This window comes from Levilactobacillus bambusae, from assembly GCF_003124125.1.
GTDB classification, from domain to species: Bacteria; Bacillota; Bacilli; order Lactobacillales; family Lactobacillaceae; genus Levilactobacillus; species Levilactobacillus bambusae.
The window spans coordinates 150,394-166,238 of the sequence record NZ_QCXQ01000001.1 but is presented as its reverse complement, the minus strand read 5'-3'; the positions used below and the strand labels follow the sequence as shown (position 1 = coordinate 166,238).

The following is a 15,845-nucleotide window of genomic DNA, read 5'->3' as shown; positions in this document are numbered from 1 at the left end:
CCCCTTTACGCCATTAATAGTTATCCTTTTTATACCCGTAACTCGATAGCAGCGAAGCTTTATCCCGCCAATTGGGTACCACTTTTACCCATAGTTTCAAGTAAACATGGTCACCCAAAAGGTTTTCAATATCTTGCCGGGCGAGTGTGCCAATTTTTTTCAGCATACTCCCACCCTTCCCGATAATAATTCCCTTTTGACCGGGACGTTCCACAATAATTGTGGCCTCAATATCCAAGTGTGTTTCATCCTTATGTTCCATGTGTTCGACGTACACGGCCACAGAATGCGGGATTTCTTGCCGGGTTAACTGAAAGATTTTTTCCCGAATCAATTCCTGAATAATAAACCGTTCAGGATGGTCCGTTACTTGATCATCCGGGTAGTACTGGGGCCCGTTTGGCAGTCCCGCGATAATCGTTTGCAACAGATCCTCGACGTTATTCCCCTGCAGGGCTGAAATTGGCACAATATCCTTAAATGGCAGGGCATCCTTATACTGGTCAATCACGTTCAATAACTCATCGGGATGAATTTCATCAATCTTATTAATAATGAGATAGATTGGCTGGGTGACCTTTTTTAACCGGTCAATGATGAAATTATCACCAGCCCCCCGGCGTTCCGTGGCGTTGACCATGTATAAAACGGCGTCCACCTCTTGAAGAGCTGAGAGTGCAGACTTTTCCATGAAGTCCCCCAATTTATTATCGGGCTTGTGGATTCCTGGTGTATCAATGAATACAATTTGGGCGTCGTCCGTAGTATAAATGCCCTGAATCTTATTCCGCGTGGTTTGCGGCTTATCCGACATGATCGCAACCTTTTGGCCCACTACCCGGTTCAAGAAGGTCGATTTACCAACGTTAGGCCGCCCGATTAAAGCGACGAAACCGGATTTGTACTCTGGATTATCTGGATTTTGCATATTGATACTCCCCTTTCTACTTTTGCAGCAGGTTCCAAATGGATGGTGCAAGAATCAGCAGGCCCACAACTACCGCAAATGCTGCGGCCATCAAAACACCAGCGGCTGCAACATCCTTGGCTTTTTTAGCTAGGCCGTCAAACTGATGGCCCACGAGTAGGTCAACAATAGATTCCACAATCGTATTGACCGCTTCTGAAATGAAGACTAAAAAAATGGCCAGAAGCAGCCATAACCATTGGTTCATCGTTAAGTGTAACCAAACACCGATCCCAATAGCAAGAATAGCGGCCAGGGTATGCTTACGAAAATTGCGTTCCGTCTGGTATAACGCAACTAGGCCATCTTTGGCATGGCAAAAGGATTGCCAAAACGTATGATTTTTAGTTGTTTGGGTTTTCTTCTCGTTTGAGTCCATAATTATCTAAAATGTCCTTTTGCAGTTTAAACATCTCTTGTTCGTCTTCGGGCTGAATGTGATCGTATCCATTCAGGTGTAAAAAGCCATGTACCACTAAAAAACCCAGTTCGCGGTCGTAGGAATGCCCCAAATAGTCGGCCTGTTCCCCGACCTTATCAATGGACACAAAGATATCCCCGAGGTTGACGGGTAAGGCATCGGCTAGCTCCTCATCCATTAGAATGGGCATTTCGCCGTCATCCTCCTCATCCATCGGGAAACTCATGACGTCAGTTGCCCGATCGACTCCGCGATAATCACGGTTCAGAACCTGAATTGCCGCATTGTTCATAAACGTTACGGACATTTCGGTGTCTCCCTTCAGATCTAACACTTGAGCAGCGTACTGAAGGATGTTTTGGACCAGGTCCAGCTGCTCGCTGGGGACCGTTTGCTCAGTTTGATCAAAAATTTCTAACTCCATACCTTAGTGGGACTCCTTTTGCTGGTTCTCATCGTATCGTTCATAAGCATTAATAATTCGGGCAACTACCGGATGCCGAACAACATCATCTGAGCTAAAGTTCACAAATGCAATTTTAGCTAAATTCTGTAAGATTCGTTCGGCCTGGATTAACCCAGAACGTTGGCTTTTGGGCAGATCAATCTGTGAAACGTCACCGTTCACAATCATTTTTGAGCCGAATCCCAACCGGGTGAGAAACATTTTCATCTGCATGTTAGTTGTATTCTGGGCTTCATCCAGAATAACAAAGGCGTTGTCGAGTGTACGACCCCGCATATAAGCTAACGGCGCAATTTCAATGACGTTGCGCTCCATCAGCCGCTTCGTGTGTTCCGCCCCTAGAATGGCGTACAGCGCATCGTAAATGGGCCTTAAATAGGGGTCAACCTTATCCTTTAAATCACCCGGCAAAAAGCCCAGGCTTTCACCAGCTTCAACTGCTGGCCGGGTGATAATAATCTTTTCAACGTCGCCCCGTTTTAAGGAAGCCACCGCCATGACCACCGCTAAGTAGGTTTTTCCCGTTCCGGCAGGCCCGATTCCAAACGTGATATCATTCTTCTTGATCGCCGCGACGTATTCCCGTTGACCGGCCGTCTTTACCCGAACGGAATTCCCCTTATTATCCCGAATTAACGTCTCGGAATAAAGGTCCTCAAAGTAGTCTAAGGTTCCCTTTTGAGCCATTTTAACGGCTGAAATTACGTCGGCAGCGCTAACGTGGACATCCCGTTGCAGAAGCCGATTCATACTCGTAAAAATCTGAATGGTTTGGTTAACTGCCGGTGCCGTTCCCGCCACCTTAATCGAATTGCCAAACGCATGAATACTGACGTTCAATCCGTCTTCCAGTAACTTAACGTACTGATCCTGAACCCCAAGAAGTTTAGCCTCATCCGCAGGGTGATTCAAAACATATTCTTTTTCGATCATTGCTTCAGTCAAATACGTTTGACTCCTTTGCTTAAATAGATTTTATTCCATTTAATTTTAGCATAACTTTCCCGTTTAAGACAGTAATATCACGGCTAAGCAGTCATCTAACGGGCTTAAACCAAAGGGAGTTCAGCCCACCACTTCTGGTTAGACTGAACTCCCTTTCTAATCCTTACACTAACTGTGCTTGAACGGCAGACTTCACCATGTTGCCATCTGCACGGCCCTTCACTTTACCCATTACGGCACCCATAACCTTGCCAAAATCACCCTTGCCAGTTGCACCTACTTGGGCAATCGTTTCAGCTACCACCTGGTTAACTTCATCCGCCGTCATTAACGCTGGCGCATACCGGTTAACAATTTCAAGTTCTGCGTTGGTGGCGTCAACTAAATCCTGTCGGTTGCCGGCCTGAAATTCATTGATTGACTCCTGCCGGGTCTTAACCTCGTGGTTTAAAATTGCAATTTCTTCGTCTTCGGTCAGATCGTGGCCGACCTTAACCTGTTCGTTTTGAATGGCCGCTTTAATCATCCGAATGACGTTCAACGACATCTTATCGTGTGCCTTCATGGCCGTTTTTAAATCCGCCGTTAATTGATCCTGTAATTGACTCATCACTGCACCCCACTATTTAATTGATTAAAACAAAAAGCCCCTGTAAACAGGAGCTTTCCTTAATTAGAAGCGACGCTTGTTCTTACGTTTTCTAGCAGCTTCTGATTTTAACTTACGTTTTACACTTGGTTTTTCATAGAATTCGCGTTTGCGGTATTCTTGCAATGTCCCACTTTTTGAAACCGTACGTTTGAAGCGCCGAAGAGCGTCGTCAAGAGATTCGTTTTTACGAACGACTGTCTTTGCCATGTTACATTCCCTCCCTCCGAGCTCAAGTTGTACGCAAGACAAGTTATTTTTATACGTCTTGCGTAGCGGTTCTTTTTAATTATACATAAAGCCGTTTTTTTCGTCAACAATCCCGCCAAATAAATTTGAATGAACTTCATGATCGGGTTAGAATTAAGTCATTATCCTACGGAGGTGTGCCCCATGAAACAGTTGGATCTCTTTGTTATCTCAGACTCTAGTGGCGAAACCGCCTTAACCGTCGCCCAGACGGCCCTATCTCAATTTCCGAGCCTAAAAGTCAACTTTCAACGGTTTCCGTTTATTCAGACAACGTCCATTCTAAACGGTATTTTAAAACTGGCAGGCCAAAAGCAGGCACTGATATTTCACACCTTAGTCGATCCGGCCTTAAGTAACCTGGTCATTACCTTTGCCAGGGAGCATCATTTAGCCGAAGTTGATTGTCTTCAACCCGCCATGCATACCATTCAAGCCTTGACCGGCGAAGTCCCCGAAAGCGTCCCAGGTTTGGTCCATAACCTCACCGACACCTACTTTGACCGGATTGCGGCCATGGAATTCGCGGTGGCGTACGATGACGGCAAGGATCCGGCTGGTTTATTAAAGGCGGACATTGTCATTCTTGGGGTTTCCCGAACTTCGAAGACGCCCCTCTCCCTCTTCTTAGCTAACCGCAACCTCAAAGTCGCTAACTTACCGCTTGCGCCCCAGACCCAAGTTCCAAAGGAGCTTTGGGAGGTGAACCCCAACCGAATCTTTGGGTTAACCAACCGGCCGGAACTCCTGAGAAAGATCCGGCAGGAACGCATGATTTCTTACGGTCTCCCCGTGGAAAGTGCCTATTCAGACACCCACAAAATCCAAGAGGAACTGGACTACGCGGATCAAATCTATAAAAAGATTGGCTGCTTAGTGATTGACGTTTCAAATAAATCAATTGAAGAAACCGCTACGATTATTATGGAAAGCCTCGATCCAAAGCTCATTTCCCATGAATTCGACCGGTAATCAAACGATATTGACCACTAGTGACCTTTCCTAACAAAAATAAGCAGCGCAGCCTGATGCGATCAAACGATCGGATTAGGCTGCGCTGCTTATTTAGTCTAGCGGTTTAAGTAAGCCTCTACGGGAACCCCCGCTGCAACATCTGACCTTAAATCAGCGTTAAAGCGACCGTTTCTTAGCATGGCCACTTCATAGCCGTGGGGATTTACCTTCGTTTTCTTGTCGGCGTCCGTAACGATTAGCGGTGTTTCCATTAACTTAGGGACGGCGCGAAGTTGGGGATGGTGGGCAATTTGGTTTAAAGTATCAAATCCGATGGTCCCGTACCCAATGTTTTCGTGCCGGTCCTTATGACTTCCCTGGTCATTTTTGGAATCGTTAAGGTGGATGACCTTTAACCGATCCAATCCAACGACGTGGTCAAATTCATTCAGCACCCCGTCAAAATCATCCTTAATTGGATAACCAGCATCACTCGTATGGCAAGTATCAAAGCACACACTCAGTTTATCATTTTCGCTCACGCCGGCAATGATTGTGGCTAATTGTTCAAAGGTCCGCCCCACTTCAGTTCCCTTGCCAGCCATGGTCTCTAGTGCAATCTGTGCGGTTTGATTTGGGGTAAGAATTCGGTTTAACCCCTCAATAATTTTATCTAGGGCGGCCTCATCTCCGGCCCCCACGTGAGCACCCGGGTGGAGGACGATTTGTTGGGCTCCAATCGCTTGAGCCCGCTGGACCTCCTCCGTTAAAAATTGAATCGCAAACTTAAAGTTTTCGGGTTTATAGGTATTCCCTAAGTTGACGACGTAGGGAGCGTGAACCACGACGGACTCAATTCCGTGTTCCTTCATGTAATCTTGCCCGGCGGCCGCATTTAATTCTGAAATGGGTTTTCGTCTTGTATTTTGCGGAGCCCCCGTATAAACCATAAAGGTGGATTCATCAAACGATTCGGCTTCCTCTGCTGAACCTAGCAGCATCGGCTTACCCTTCATACTAACGTGGGATCCAATTAATAATTCAGTCATTTTCCCTCTCCTTATCGTGGATTAAATCAACTACTGCTTGGCTGGCCATTCCCTTTTCCCAGCAGCAGAATTGCTCGTAAAACGCCCGCTGTTTGGAACGGTACGCCTTAAAGTTACCGGTTGCGGTAAATTCATCAAGAGCCTTCAACAACGCGGGTTCAGCCGTAACTAACGGACCCGGAACATGTTCCTCATAATCAAAGTAAAAGCCCCGCAGTTCATCACGGTAGTGCTCTAGGTCGTACGCGTAAAATAGCATTGGCCGCTTTAAATTCGCGTAATCAAACATCACGGAGGAATAATCCGTGATTAACAGGTCGGCAATCAGATAGAGGTCAGAGATGTCTTCATCTGCCAATACTTTGACTCGATCTTCATACCCCGAAATATCAATACGATCACGAACTAAGTAGTGCGGCCGAATCACTAAGACCGTGTCCTCACTAACGTGGTCAAAAAACCGGGCCAGGTCAAACGGTAAGTCGAACTGGTATCGGCCCTCGCTAATGGCCTCGTCGTCCCGCCAAGTCGGCGCGTATAAAATAACGGTCGCCTGGTCGTTCCCCACTAATTTCAACTTTAATTCTCCGACCCGATCCGGCCGATCCTGCGTAATGAGGACATCGTTTCTCGGGTAACCAATTTCCAGAATTTCATTATGAAATTTAAATGCCCGCCGAAAAATCGTTTCCGAGTACGGGTTTGGGGCAATTAAGTAGTCCCACCGGTTGGCCTCGGTGGCAAAGTCTTGGTGGTACTGTTGCGTGGTCGTGCCAGGAATTGCAACGGTTGCGATGTCTCCCGCTAGTTTCTTCAGGGGGGTACCATGCCACGTTTGGAGGTAGCGGGTGTCCCGGTTCTTTTTCCACCAGCCAGGAAGTCGGGAATTAAACACCCAAAACTCGCTTCGGGCCATTAAAAACACCCACTTCAGGTGAAACCGTTTCACAATCTTTATCTCCGGATACTGTCGCACGAGGTCCGCATAAACACTTGGCTTAACGCTAAAGTATGCCGTCTCCCGGTACTGGGAATTCGAATTAACCAGTTGGCGATAAATTGCCGCCGGATTATCGTTAATGTCCTTACCGTTAAAACTCTCAAACACGATGCGCCGTTTTTTTACGGGGAATAAAATAAGCCCATCGTTTAGCACGATGAGCCCACCGCGAATGATGAGTTTAATTGATTGGACAAGTTTTTCCTTAAGACTCGTCACAACCAAACCACTCCCTTCGCTTGATTAGATAAGATCCATAAACCGGGATCTGAATTTATAGTGCAGGTGGGACCCCACCAGTAAAAAGAACAGGGTGAAGGCCCAGAATTCAAGGGTTAACACGGGGCGATCCCAGAACCAAGTTTCGTTCAGGAAGGACTCCCGGAATCCCGAGATAATGTAATAAAACGGATTTAGCTGCAACAGACGGACGAATGGTGCGGGAAAAGCCGTCGTTTCAAAGTTAAATAGCACCCCGGACATGTAGAAAAGGACCCGCATGAGTGATTGCAGCATAATGTGCCAATCCCGAATTAAAATGGTAACCGCCGAGTTAAAGATCCCCAAGGCAAGTAGGAAAATGAGCATGGCAACAAAGTAATAAATCCATTGAATCCACATCAAGGATGGGTAGATCCCATTCAATAATCCAACAAAAATCGAGAAAACCAACATGGTCCAAAATGAGCTTAAATTACTAACCAGCTTAATCGTTGGCAGAACCGACATCGGGAATTTCATCTTAGAAACCATCCCGACCCGGCTGGTAATACTCTTAGATCCATCCAGGGTCACACGGTTCATGTAAAACCAAACGGTATACCCGATCACCATCCACGGGAGGTAAGAAATCCCGTTCATGTTGTTCCCGCTCTTCAGACCGATCCCAAAAACCAACCAGTAAATGGCAATTTGAATTAAGGGGTACAGGTATTGCCATACCAATCCCAAGTAGTGGCTCTGGTACTGGGACTTATCCGAATAGCGTGAAATCCGAAAAATAATCCCTAAATTTTCAAATTGCTCTTTAAATAGAGTTTTAACCTCTTTCAAAACATGCACTCCTTTAAGATTGAAGCAACGCTAAGTAGCGGGCAGTCACACGTTTGGTGGCGTGTCCATCGTTATAGGTGTTCCAATTTTGATTAAAATCTTTAAAATCCGTCGCCGAGTCTAAGACGACGGCGTGCTCCAAATCATCAACCGTCTTTAGCGGTTCACTTGGCAGCCAGTCCAGTAAATCCTTTTGAATTCCCGGATTATTTTGGTAGTCATCCAAATCAAACATGAAAAACAGCAGCGAATGAGCATTGGGTAACAAACTGTAATCAAACGCAACGGAAGAATAGTCCGTGACAACGGTTTCGGCAACCGTTAATAAATCAGTCGTCGTTAACTGGTCGTAAAATTTAACCCGGCTCCCAAATTCATACGTTAATTGCGCTTGTGACGAGGTTAAGAGCGGGTGTAGCTTAACCACCGCAATGGCATTGGGATCGGCCAGCAAGGCTTCGCGCATCCCCTTAGGGGCATGGTATGTAATTCCCTCTCGGTAGGTTGGCGCATAGAGAAGCACCCGACGGCCCTTCAGTTCTGGCGCTAACCGGTAAACCCGTTTTTGAGCCCGTTTACGCCATTTCGCGTTAAATAATCGATCTGACCGGGGGTACCCCAAATATTCCATCCGGCTTGCCGGCACGTGGTAACTGTTTTCGAAGACCCGGGCCATCATTTTAGAGGCCACAACGTACTCGTCAAACTGGTCATAAACCGCTTGGAACCGCCGTTGATCAGCAGAAGAACGCGTTGACGTTGCCGGATCTTCCCAGCCGAACTGCTTAATGGCCCCGTTGGCATGCCATAACTGAACAATTCGCATCTTATGCGGATGGGCCAGCCCGCCCAAAAAGGCGTAGTAGTTATCACAAAACAGTACCCGAGCCGTCATTAATAACGGCAACCCATTTAAGACAAAGTTCATATTATCCCGAAACGGAATGGTTCGAACCCCGTATGCGGCTAATTCGGTTGCTTCCGCCTCGGTATTAGGCCGGTAAAAAACGATCAGTTCACTGCCCTCCGGCATTTGATCTTGAAAGGCTTTAATCAACCCCAAATTATTGCCAAAGCTCATCAAGTAGACCATATTTTTCTTTTTCTTGAAGCGATTAAGGCTTGAGACCAATCGAACAAGCCATAAGTATATCCTCTTCACGTTTGACCACCAAACAAATCATTTATTTTTAAAACACAACGACAAAATTATACCACATCAGACCAGTCACGCCAGCTCTTTCAAAAACTTTCTGGGACCTTAATAAAAATAAAAGGAACCCCGTGATAAGTCGTCAGAGATTCCAAAATCAATCAGTTATTCTAGTTTAAATCAGAGCTTAGGTTCGTAGAAGTGCCCTAAAATTTTAGTAATGGGCGTCATGCTAACAAAGGCATGCGGATCCGCTTCATCCATTGCTTCTTCTAGGGCGCCCATTTCGTAACGCGAAATGGCTGTAATAAGAATGGTTTTTGAGTCGTGCTTATAAGCTCCCTCCGCGTCGTGGATGATGGTAATTCCCCGGCGAAGGTGATTTTGAACGCTATCAATAACGGTTTTAGGGCGGCTAGTAATAATCATTACTTGGAGCCGCTGCTGTCGCGTATAAGTTAAATTCATCACCCGGGAGTTGACCACTAACCCTAACGCTGAATAAAGCGCATACGGCCAGCCATAGGCAAATCCGGCAGCGATAATAATAAAGATATTAAACGTCAAATTAATCCGTCCGATGCTATGGCCCGTTTTGCGTTGAATCACAATCCCTAAGATATCAAGACCCCCAGTGGAGATCCCGCTTCTTAACGCAAATCCCGTTCCAAAGCCGTTCAACGCACTACCAAAAATGGCACAGATTAACGGATCATGAATCACCGAAACCGGGTGCAGCAGCCGAATTCCAATGGACGCAAACAGAACCGAAATAAACGTAAATACCGTAAAGGTGTGGCCAATTCGACGCCAGCCGATGATAAACATCGGCACGTTGAAAATAAATAGCCCCGCGGCGACCGGGATATGTACCGGTCCGACCCGGTTTGAAATCGTGTCGACTAATTGCGCTAACCCCGTAATCCCCGATGAGTAAATATGGCCCGGGGTCCAAAAAAAGTTCACCGCAATTGACACACAAACGGCATAGAGCAAGGCCGCGGATACCTTAGATAAATAATCGTTGCGTCTTCTCATTTGACGAATAGTTTCCATGAACAAGCTTGCTCCTTATTTCATTTGTTTTAAATTCGCAGTTTAGTATAACATTTCACGCGGTTTGAAACCACAAAAACGGGGTGAACCGTTCGGTATAAACCGCCGGTACCACCCCGTTTGTTAGGTTACTCGTCTTTATCGGCCGTTTTTTCTGGTTCAACAACCTTAATGTGCAAATCTTCGAGCTGCTTATTTGATACTGGGGCTGGCGCATTGGTCATTGGTTCCGCTGCCTTCGAGTTCTTCGGGAAGGCAATAACATCCCGAATGTTCTCAGCGTGGGCTAATAGCCGGGCAAACCGGTCCAACCCGATGGCTAACCCACCGTGAGGAGGAAAACCGTAATCTAACGCATTTAGGAAGAACCCGAATTGATCCTCCGCCCGTTCCTTCGTAAAGCCCAAGGCCTTAAACATTTTTTCTTGTAATTCACGGGTATGAATCCGAATTGATCCGCCCCCGAGTTCCAACCCGTTTAGGATAATATCATAACTTTGGGCGTAGGCCTTATGGGGATCTTCTCCGTCATCTAAGTAGTGAACGTCCTCTTCCTTAGGCATGGTAAACGGATGATGAGCTGGCACCCAGCGTTCAAGGTCAACATCGTAATCGAATAACGGCCAGTTAACGATCCAAAGGAAGTTCCACTTGGATTGATCAATCATGCCTTGTTCCTTAGCAATGGCCGTCCGCAGGTAACCCAACGTCCCCGCAACCACCCGTTTGGAATCGGCAGCAAACAGTAATAAATCACCGCTTTTGGCTCCCGTTCGTTCGGTAATTTGTTGGAACCAGTCGCCCTCGTTAAAGAACTTAGCAACGGGACCGCTAAAGCCGTCATCCGTTACCTTCATCCAGGCTAACCCTTTGGCTCCAAACCGTTTAACGTAGTCGGCGTATTTATCAATGGCTTTCCGGCTGTATAAGTCTGCGCCACCTGGTACGGCAATGGCTTTGACCTCTCCACCATCCGATAAGGCCTCCCGGAAAACCTTAAAGTCTGACTGGGTCATAAGGTCAGAAAGATCCTTCAGTTCCATACCAAACCGCGTATCCGGTTGATCCGTACCAAATCGGGCCATTGATTCATCCCAGTCCATCCGTTTAAACGGCAGGGTAACGTCAACGTCCACCGTATCCTTCATCACCTTAGCAATTAAGCCTTCGGTAATTTCCTGAATTTCTTCAGCGGTAAGAAATGACGTTTCCATATCAATCTGGGTAAATTCGGGCTGCCGGTCTCCCCGCAAGTCCTCGTCCCGGAAACAACGGGCTAATTGATAGTAACGGTCAAACCCCGCCCCCATCAATAGTTGTTTAAATAACTGGGGGGACTGGGGAAGCGCATAAAAGTGACCCGGGTAAATCCGGGATGGAACCAAGTAGTCCCGTGCCCCTTCCGGCGTTGACTTAGTTAGATCCGGAGTTTCAATGTCGATAAACCCTTGTTCGTCAAAGTAACTATGAACGGAGTGGGTAATTCGGCTCCTGAGTTGAATATTTCGCTGCATTTCTGGCCGTCGTAAATCGAGGTACCGATACTTCAGCCGAAGTTCATCGGAAACATCAACGTTGTCCTGAATCGCAAACGGAGTTGTCTTTGATTTGTTGAGCAGGTGAACCTCATTGACCCGAACCTCAATCTTTCCCGTTTTCATGTCGGGATTAACTTCACGTTCTGATCGGGCAACGACCGTCCCCTTAACCTCAATGACGTATTCGTTTCTTAGCTTTTCGGCGACTTCTAACGCCCGCCGATCAAATTCCTCGCTAAAGACTAACTGAACAATGCCAGCCCGGTCCCGTAAATCAATAAAAATTAAGCTGCCTAAGTCCCGGCGTTTCTGGACCCAGCCCTTTAAGGTTACTTCCTGATCTAAATAATCTTCGGTAACCAACCCACAATAAGTTGTGCGTTCCATGTTCTTCCTCCTCTATTCTTCGTCCGCAAAGTCGCTTAAAACCCGGTTGAAATCGGCAAAGACGGCGTCGACTGGCACAATAATTTCTTCACCGGTTGCCATTAACTTAAGGTTCACCGTGCGATTTTCCAGTTCAACGTCCCCAACGGTCATCGTGTACCGAGCGTTCTGCTTATTCGCCGTTTTAAACTGGGCTTTGGCCTTTCGACCGAGGTAATCTCTGTCAGCCGTCATCCCAGCCTGCCGAACCGCTTCCGTCAGTTGAAGCGTCATTGCACTTGTATCTTCAGTAATTCCAACCACGTAAACATCCAGCTGGTCTAACTCTGGGAGGGTAACCCCGGCGTCTTTCATCAGAAGCACAACCCGTTCAATTCCCATTCCAAACCCAACGCCGGCCATCTCTGGGCCGCCGAGTTCCTCAACCAAACCGTTATAACGACCGCCCGCTAAAACGGTGGTATATCCCTCACCGAGGGATTTTGAGTTGGACATAATTTCAAAGATAGTATGGTTATAATAATCTAATCCCCGAACCATATCAGGGTCAACGGTAAAGTCAATTCCTAATGCTGTCAGAGTTGCTTCAACCTGATCAAAATGCGACCGGGCTTCCGACGTTAAGAAGTCTAAAATGGATGGCGCATCCGCCACAAACTCCTGGTCCTTTGGATCCTTACTGTCAAGAACCCGTAACGGATTCTTGTGTAACCGATTCTGTGAATCCTCGCTTAATTCATCAAAGTGGGGTTCCAGGAAGTTAATGAGGGCTTGACGGTAATTTTCCCGGGTATCCGCATCCCCAAGGGTGTTGATGACTAGCTTTAGGTCATGAAGGCCCAGTTCATTTAACAGTTGCATCCCCATCGCAATGACTTCAACGTCTAGGGCTGGATCATCACTGCCAAAGGCTTCCACCCCAATTTGATGAAACTGCCGCTGCCGACCGGATTGAGGCCGTTCATACCGAAACATCGGTCCCATGTAATAGACTTTATAGGGTTTCTGGGTTTCTGGACCGTAAAGCTTATTTTCGATAAAGGCCCGCACAACACCTGCAGTCCCTTCTGGTCTAAGCGCGAGGTGTCGATCCCCCTTATCCATAAAATCGTACATTTCTTTAGTAACAATATCCGAAGTATCCCCGGAAGTCCGGGAGAAAACGTCGTAGCTTTCAAACATTGGGGTCCGGATTTCTTGATACCGATAGGTTCTAAAAATTGCCCGAGCCGTGGATTCAACAAATTGCCAGAGTTCGGAATCGCCGGGTAAAATATCGGCCGTTCCCTTTGGACGTTGATAACGCATGAAGGTTCCCTCTTTCTTTTAACTACCACAAACCAAATAAAAAGCACCCCTGTCCACTGACAAGGGCGCAATTTGCACGGTACCACCTTTAAGTAATTCTTTTCTTGCAGGATAACGTTGCAAACGAATGGCGGTTGGCCATTAGCCTCAAAAGTGTCTTGGCGTTCAACTTAGCCAGCCCCTTGCACCTACCGGGGTTTCTCTGTGGGCCGTTTCACGCTACTGGTCTTTCTCTGTGGCGGTCTATTTAACTATATGTTAGCTTACAAAATCGTTTCTTAATTGTCAAGACTAAATCTTTGGTTTGACGGGCTTTCCCACGTGTTATAATAGCTGATAACTTAACCAAAGGAGTTTGATCATGTCTGTTAAATCGTTTCGGTGGCGCGGCCTAACCGTATGCCTTATCTTAATCGCCGTTTTTTTAGGCTTGTTATTCGGCCTGCTCCGGCAAAACTCCGTCGTCGCTTCGGTAAGCGACCTCAACCTACGGACTGGTCCTGGCTTAACCTACCGGACAACCACCCAGGTCAAAAAGAATTCCCGGCTCACCATTCTCAACCGAAAGGACAACTGGTACCACGTCCGGGATAGTCAAAACCACTTTGGCTGGGTAGCCAGCTGGCTAGTTGGCCCTAACGCAACGGTGAAAAAGGCAACTAACCTATCCGAAGCCACCATTGTATTAGACGCTGGTCACGGCGGCAGTGATTCGGGCGCCCTCACTGCCAACCATAAGCACGATGAAAAAACGTACACCCTAAAAATGGTTCAGGCAACGGCCAAACAGTTACGGGCGGCTGGGGCTCGCGTTGTTCTTACCCGGGATACCGATCAATACGTGGGGTTAGCCGCCCGACCGCAATTGGCCGATGATCTAAACGCCGACGCCTTTATTAGCTTCCACTTTGATTCATCCCCAACGAATAATTCTGCCTCTGGTCATACGACCTATTACTACCATAAAAAGACCTCCATGGCCCTAGCAACCGATATTTCTGATCAATTAACGAACGTCGGCCTAAGTAACCGGGGGATTAAATTTGGTAACTTTGAGGTGATTCGGGACAACTCACGACCCGCAATTTTGTTAGAGATGGGTTACATTAACAACAAGCACGACTTCAAATCCATTGAAGACCCCGAATACCAACGGTTGGTCGCAAAAGATGTTACGGCTGGCTTAAAACATTACTTTAATGAATAGGATGCGATATGAATGACCCTTTCAAACGAATGGTTTACCAAACTTCCCTTATCCGATGTCACCACCATCGAACCGGTTAAGGGTGGCGATATCAACTTAGCGTTTCACCTGGTGGCTAACCAACACGACTACTTTTTGTTAGTCCAACCGGGTAAGCCCCAAGCCTTTTACCAGCACGAAGTCGATGGCCTTAATCTAATCGGTAAGGTCGCCTTAGTGCCCGGCGTTGTTGCAACCGGAGAAATCAATGGCAATGCCTTTCTGATTTTGGAGTGGCTGGCTAGTGGCTCGGGTAGCCAATACCGGTTAGGCCAAACGGTCGCCCATATCCACCAGGTTCACAACAGCTACTTTGGGTTTGATCATGATGAACTGGACGCTCGAATTCCCAAGATTAATACTTGGCAGTCAGACTGGGGAACCTTTTACACCCAACAGCGCTTGGATCCCCTCGTTTTACTAGCCAAGCAAAACGGTTACTGGTCGGAGAAGCGGGAAGCAGCATACCAGCAGCTCCGAGCGGACTTTTTATCCTACACCAAGCACCGAACCATTAAGCCATCCCTGCTACATGGTGATTTATGGTCGGGCAACTATATGTTCACGGCTGACGGCACACCCGCACTGATTGATCCAGACGTTTTGTACGGGGACCGAGAATTTGACCTTGCCATGACGACTATTTTTGGTGGGTTTAGTGCCGGGTTTTATCAGGGATATACGGATACCTACCCGTTAAGCGCCGGCTACGAAGACCGGCTTCCCTGGTATCAGCTCTACTACTTACTTGTCCACTTGAACCTATTTGGTGAAACTTACGGGACAGCCGTTGACCAAATTCTGTTTAACGCTTAAGCTTCCTAGTTGCAACTTTAATGAAAAAGTCCTATAGTGTTCATGAACCAAAATGTATTGTGTACAATCTATTTTTGGAGGCGGACAAAATGAAGTTAAACATTAAAGATGCAGCTCAAGAGCGGTTGGCCACTAAAATTCCGGCTGGTAGTGTCGTCTTACTATCAGTCGATGATGGTTCCAATAAGTATTCCACTGTCGGAGGATCGTGTGCAATCGGTGATAAGTTCCAGTTGGTTATTCTCAATCAACGGGATCCTGATTATCCCATCGAGGTTGAAAACAACGCCGGTCTAAACCTATGGACTTCAACCGGTGAGACCACCTACTTTGACAACGGGTTAACCCTGAACTTCCGGGGCAATAACTTAGTTCTTTCTGATGATGGCGGAATTCTCGACAGTGCCGTGTCCATTAACGACTACCGTGACAAGCAACCCCTCACAAGGGAAGATCGTGAAGCCCAAATGAAAACATTGGGTAACCAAATCTGTTAACGAGTTACCTGTCATTGACGGATTTTAGAAATTTTCACTATAAATAAAGCAGGATGACCCGTAAACCGGGTCATCCTGCTTTATTTATATA

At 46.9% G+C, this 15,845-nt stretch carries 17 protein-coding genes; 4 read left to right on the top strand and 13 right to left on the bottom strand.

Annotation, left to right across the window (positions count from 1 at the left end):
• Positions 1 to 13: 13 nt before the first annotated feature.
• The 6 genes from era to rpsU all read right to left on the bottom strand — a co-directional run bounded on the left by era (position 14) and on the right by rpsU (position 3,658).
• A complete protein-coding gene (era, locus tag DCM90_RS00930; RefSeq protein WP_109249485.1) occupies positions 14 to 928 on the bottom strand; it encodes a GTPase Era in 915 nt (304 codons plus the stop codon).
• 16 nt (positions 929 to 944) lie between these two features.
• Positions 945 to 1,346, bottom strand: coding sequence for a diacylglycerol kinase family protein (locus tag DCM90_RS00925; protein WP_109249484.1), 402 nt, complete (start codon positions 1,344 to 1,346; stop codon positions 945 to 947).
• A complete protein-coding gene (ybeY, locus tag DCM90_RS00920; RefSeq protein WP_109249483.1) occupies positions 1,312 to 1,812 on the bottom strand; it encodes an rRNA maturation RNase YbeY in 501 nt (166 codons plus the stop codon). Before ybeY ends, DCM90_RS00925 begins: the two co-directional genes overlap by 35 nt.
• A 3-nt stretch (positions 1,813 to 1,815) precedes the next feature.
• A complete protein-coding gene (locus DCM90_RS00915; protein WP_109249482.1) occupies positions 1,816 to 2,799 on the bottom strand; it encodes a PhoH family protein in 984 nt (327 codons plus the stop codon).
• 163 nt (positions 2,800 to 2,962) lie between these two features.
• Positions 2,963 to 3,409, bottom strand: a complete 447-nt coding sequence (locus tag DCM90_RS00910) for a GatB/YqeY domain-containing protein (protein WP_109249481.1) — start codon at positions 3,407 to 3,409, stop codon at positions 2,963 to 2,965.
• Between the two features lie 63 nt (positions 3,410 to 3,472).
• Positions 3,473 to 3,658, bottom strand: a complete 186-nt coding sequence (rpsU, locus tag DCM90_RS00905; RefSeq protein WP_109249480.1) for a 30S ribosomal protein S21 — start codon at positions 3,656 to 3,658, stop codon at positions 3,473 to 3,475.
• A gap of 183 nt (positions 3,659 to 3,841) precedes the next feature.
• Here rpsU and DCM90_RS00900 point away from each other — a divergent pair, with 183 nt between their 5' ends.
• Positions 3,842 to 4,669, top strand: coding sequence for a pyruvate, water dikinase regulatory protein (locus tag DCM90_RS00900; protein ID WP_109249479.1), 828 nt, complete (start codon positions 3,842 to 3,844; stop codon positions 4,667 to 4,669).
• Positions 4,670 to 4,767: 98 nt separating this feature from the next.
• Here DCM90_RS00900 and DCM90_RS00895 read toward each other — a convergent pair whose 3' ends face one another.
• The 7 genes from DCM90_RS00895 to hisS form a co-directional block, all read right to left on the bottom strand.
• Positions 4,768 to 5,700 (bottom strand): deoxyribonuclease IV, encoded by a 933-nt coding sequence (locus DCM90_RS00895; protein ID WP_109249478.1) that lies wholly within the window; start codon positions 5,698 to 5,700, stop codon positions 4,768 to 4,770.
• The gene (locus DCM90_RS00890) at positions 5,693 to 6,919 is read right to left on the bottom strand and encodes a CDP-glycerol glycerophosphotransferase family protein (RefSeq protein ID WP_109249477.1); all 1,227 of its coding nucleotides are present in this window, start codon (positions 6,917 to 6,919) and stop codon (positions 5,693 to 5,695) included. Before DCM90_RS00890 ends, DCM90_RS00895 begins: the two co-directional genes overlap by 8 nt.
• A gap of 24 nt (positions 6,920 to 6,943) precedes the next feature.
• The gene (locus tag DCM90_RS00885) at positions 6,944 to 7,753 is read right to left on the bottom strand and encodes an ABC transporter permease (protein WP_109249476.1); all 810 of its coding nucleotides are present in this window, start codon (positions 7,751 to 7,753) and stop codon (positions 6,944 to 6,946) included.
• Positions 7,754 to 7,766: 13 nt separating this feature from the next.
• Positions 7,767 to 8,915 (bottom strand): CDP-glycerol glycerophosphotransferase family protein, encoded by a 1,149-nt coding sequence (locus DCM90_RS00880; protein ID WP_225365929.1) that lies wholly within the window; start codon positions 8,913 to 8,915, stop codon positions 7,767 to 7,769.
• A 171-nt stretch (positions 8,916 to 9,086) separates the two neighbouring features.
• Positions 9,087 to 9,962, bottom strand: coding sequence for a YitT family protein (locus DCM90_RS00875; RefSeq protein ID WP_109249475.1), 876 nt, complete (start codon positions 9,960 to 9,962; stop codon positions 9,087 to 9,089).
• A gap of 128 nt (positions 9,963 to 10,090) precedes the next feature.
• Positions 10,091 to 11,887, bottom strand: coding sequence for an aspartate--tRNA ligase (gene aspS, locus DCM90_RS00870; protein WP_109249474.1), 1,797 nt, complete (start codon positions 11,885 to 11,887; stop codon positions 10,091 to 10,093).
• Between the two features lie 12 nt (positions 11,888 to 11,899).
• The gene (hisS, locus tag DCM90_RS00865; protein WP_109249473.1) at positions 11,900 to 13,195 is read right to left on the bottom strand and encodes a histidine--tRNA ligase; all 1,296 of its coding nucleotides are present in this window, start codon (positions 13,193 to 13,195) and stop codon (positions 11,900 to 11,902) included.
• 361 nt (positions 13,196 to 13,556) lie between these two features.
• On the opposite strand from hisS, the gene DCM90_RS00860 reads away from it, so the two are divergent.
• From DCM90_RS00860 to DCM90_RS00850, 3 genes are all read left to right on the top strand, one after another.
• A complete protein-coding gene (locus DCM90_RS00860; protein ID WP_109249472.1) occupies positions 13,557 to 14,402 on the top strand; it encodes an N-acetylmuramoyl-L-alanine amidase family protein in 846 nt (281 codons plus the stop codon).
• A 12-nt stretch (positions 14,403 to 14,414) separates the two neighbouring features.
• Positions 14,415 to 15,257: a fructosamine kinase family protein gene (locus DCM90_RS00855; RefSeq protein ID WP_109249471.1), complete on the top strand. Its 843-nt coding sequence runs from the start codon at positions 14,415 to 14,417 to the stop codon at positions 15,255 to 15,257.
• An 89-nt stretch (positions 15,258 to 15,346) separates the two neighbouring features.
• The gene (locus DCM90_RS00850; protein ID WP_109249470.1) at positions 15,347 to 15,754 is read left to right on the top strand and encodes an iron-sulfur cluster biosynthesis family protein; all 408 of its coding nucleotides are present in this window, start codon (positions 15,347 to 15,349) and stop codon (positions 15,752 to 15,754) included.
• The last annotated feature ends 91 nt before the right edge of the window (positions 15,755 to 15,845 follow it).

Bases quoted from the DNA above. Each gene is read 5' to 3' on its own strand.
- era (WP_109249485.1), bottom strand. From the start codon at position 928: ATGCAAAATCCAGATAATCCAGAGTACAAATCCGGTTTCGTCGCTTTA.
- DCM90_RS00910 (WP_109249481.1), bottom strand. From the start codon at position 3,409: ATGAGTCAATTACAGGATCAATTAACGGCGGATTTAAAAACGGCCATG.
- hisS (WP_109249473.1), bottom strand. From the start codon at position 13,195: ATGCGTTATCAACGTCCAAAGGGAACGGCCGATATTTTACCCGGCGAT.
- DCM90_RS00860 (WP_109249472.1), top strand. From the start codon at position 13,557: ATGTCTGTTAAATCGTTTCGGTGGCGCGGCCTAACCGTATGCCTTATC.
- ybeY (WP_109249483.1), bottom strand. From the start codon at position 1,812: ATGGAGTTAGAAATTTTTGATCAAACTGAGCAAACGGTCCCCAGCGAG.
- DCM90_RS00875 (WP_109249475.1), bottom strand. From the start codon at position 9,962: ATGGAAACTATTCGTCAAATGAGAAGACGCAACGATTATTTATCTAAG.
- DCM90_RS00895 (WP_109249478.1), bottom strand. From the start codon at position 5,700: ATGACTGAATTATTAATTGGATCCCACGTTAGTATGAAGGGTAAGCCG.
- DCM90_RS00925 (WP_109249484.1), bottom strand. From the start codon at position 1,346: ATGGACTCAAACGAGAAGAAAACCCAAACAACTAAAAATCATACGTTT.
- DCM90_RS00900 (WP_109249479.1), top strand. From the start codon at position 3,842: ATGAAACAGTTGGATCTCTTTGTTATCTCAGACTCTAGTGGCGAAACC.
- aspS (WP_109249474.1), bottom strand. From the start codon at position 11,887: ATGGAACGCACAACTTATTGTGGGTTGGTTACCGAAGATTATTTAGAT.
- rpsU (WP_109249480.1), bottom strand. From the start codon at position 3,658: ATGGCAAAGACAGTCGTTCGTAAAAACGAATCTCTTGACGACGCTCTT.
- DCM90_RS00855 (WP_109249471.1), top strand. From the start codon at position 14,415: ATGACCCTTTCAAACGAATGGTTTACCAAACTTCCCTTATCCGATGTC.
- DCM90_RS00850 (WP_109249470.1), top strand. From the start codon at position 15,347: ATGAAGTTAAACATTAAAGATGCAGCTCAAGAGCGGTTGGCCACTAAA.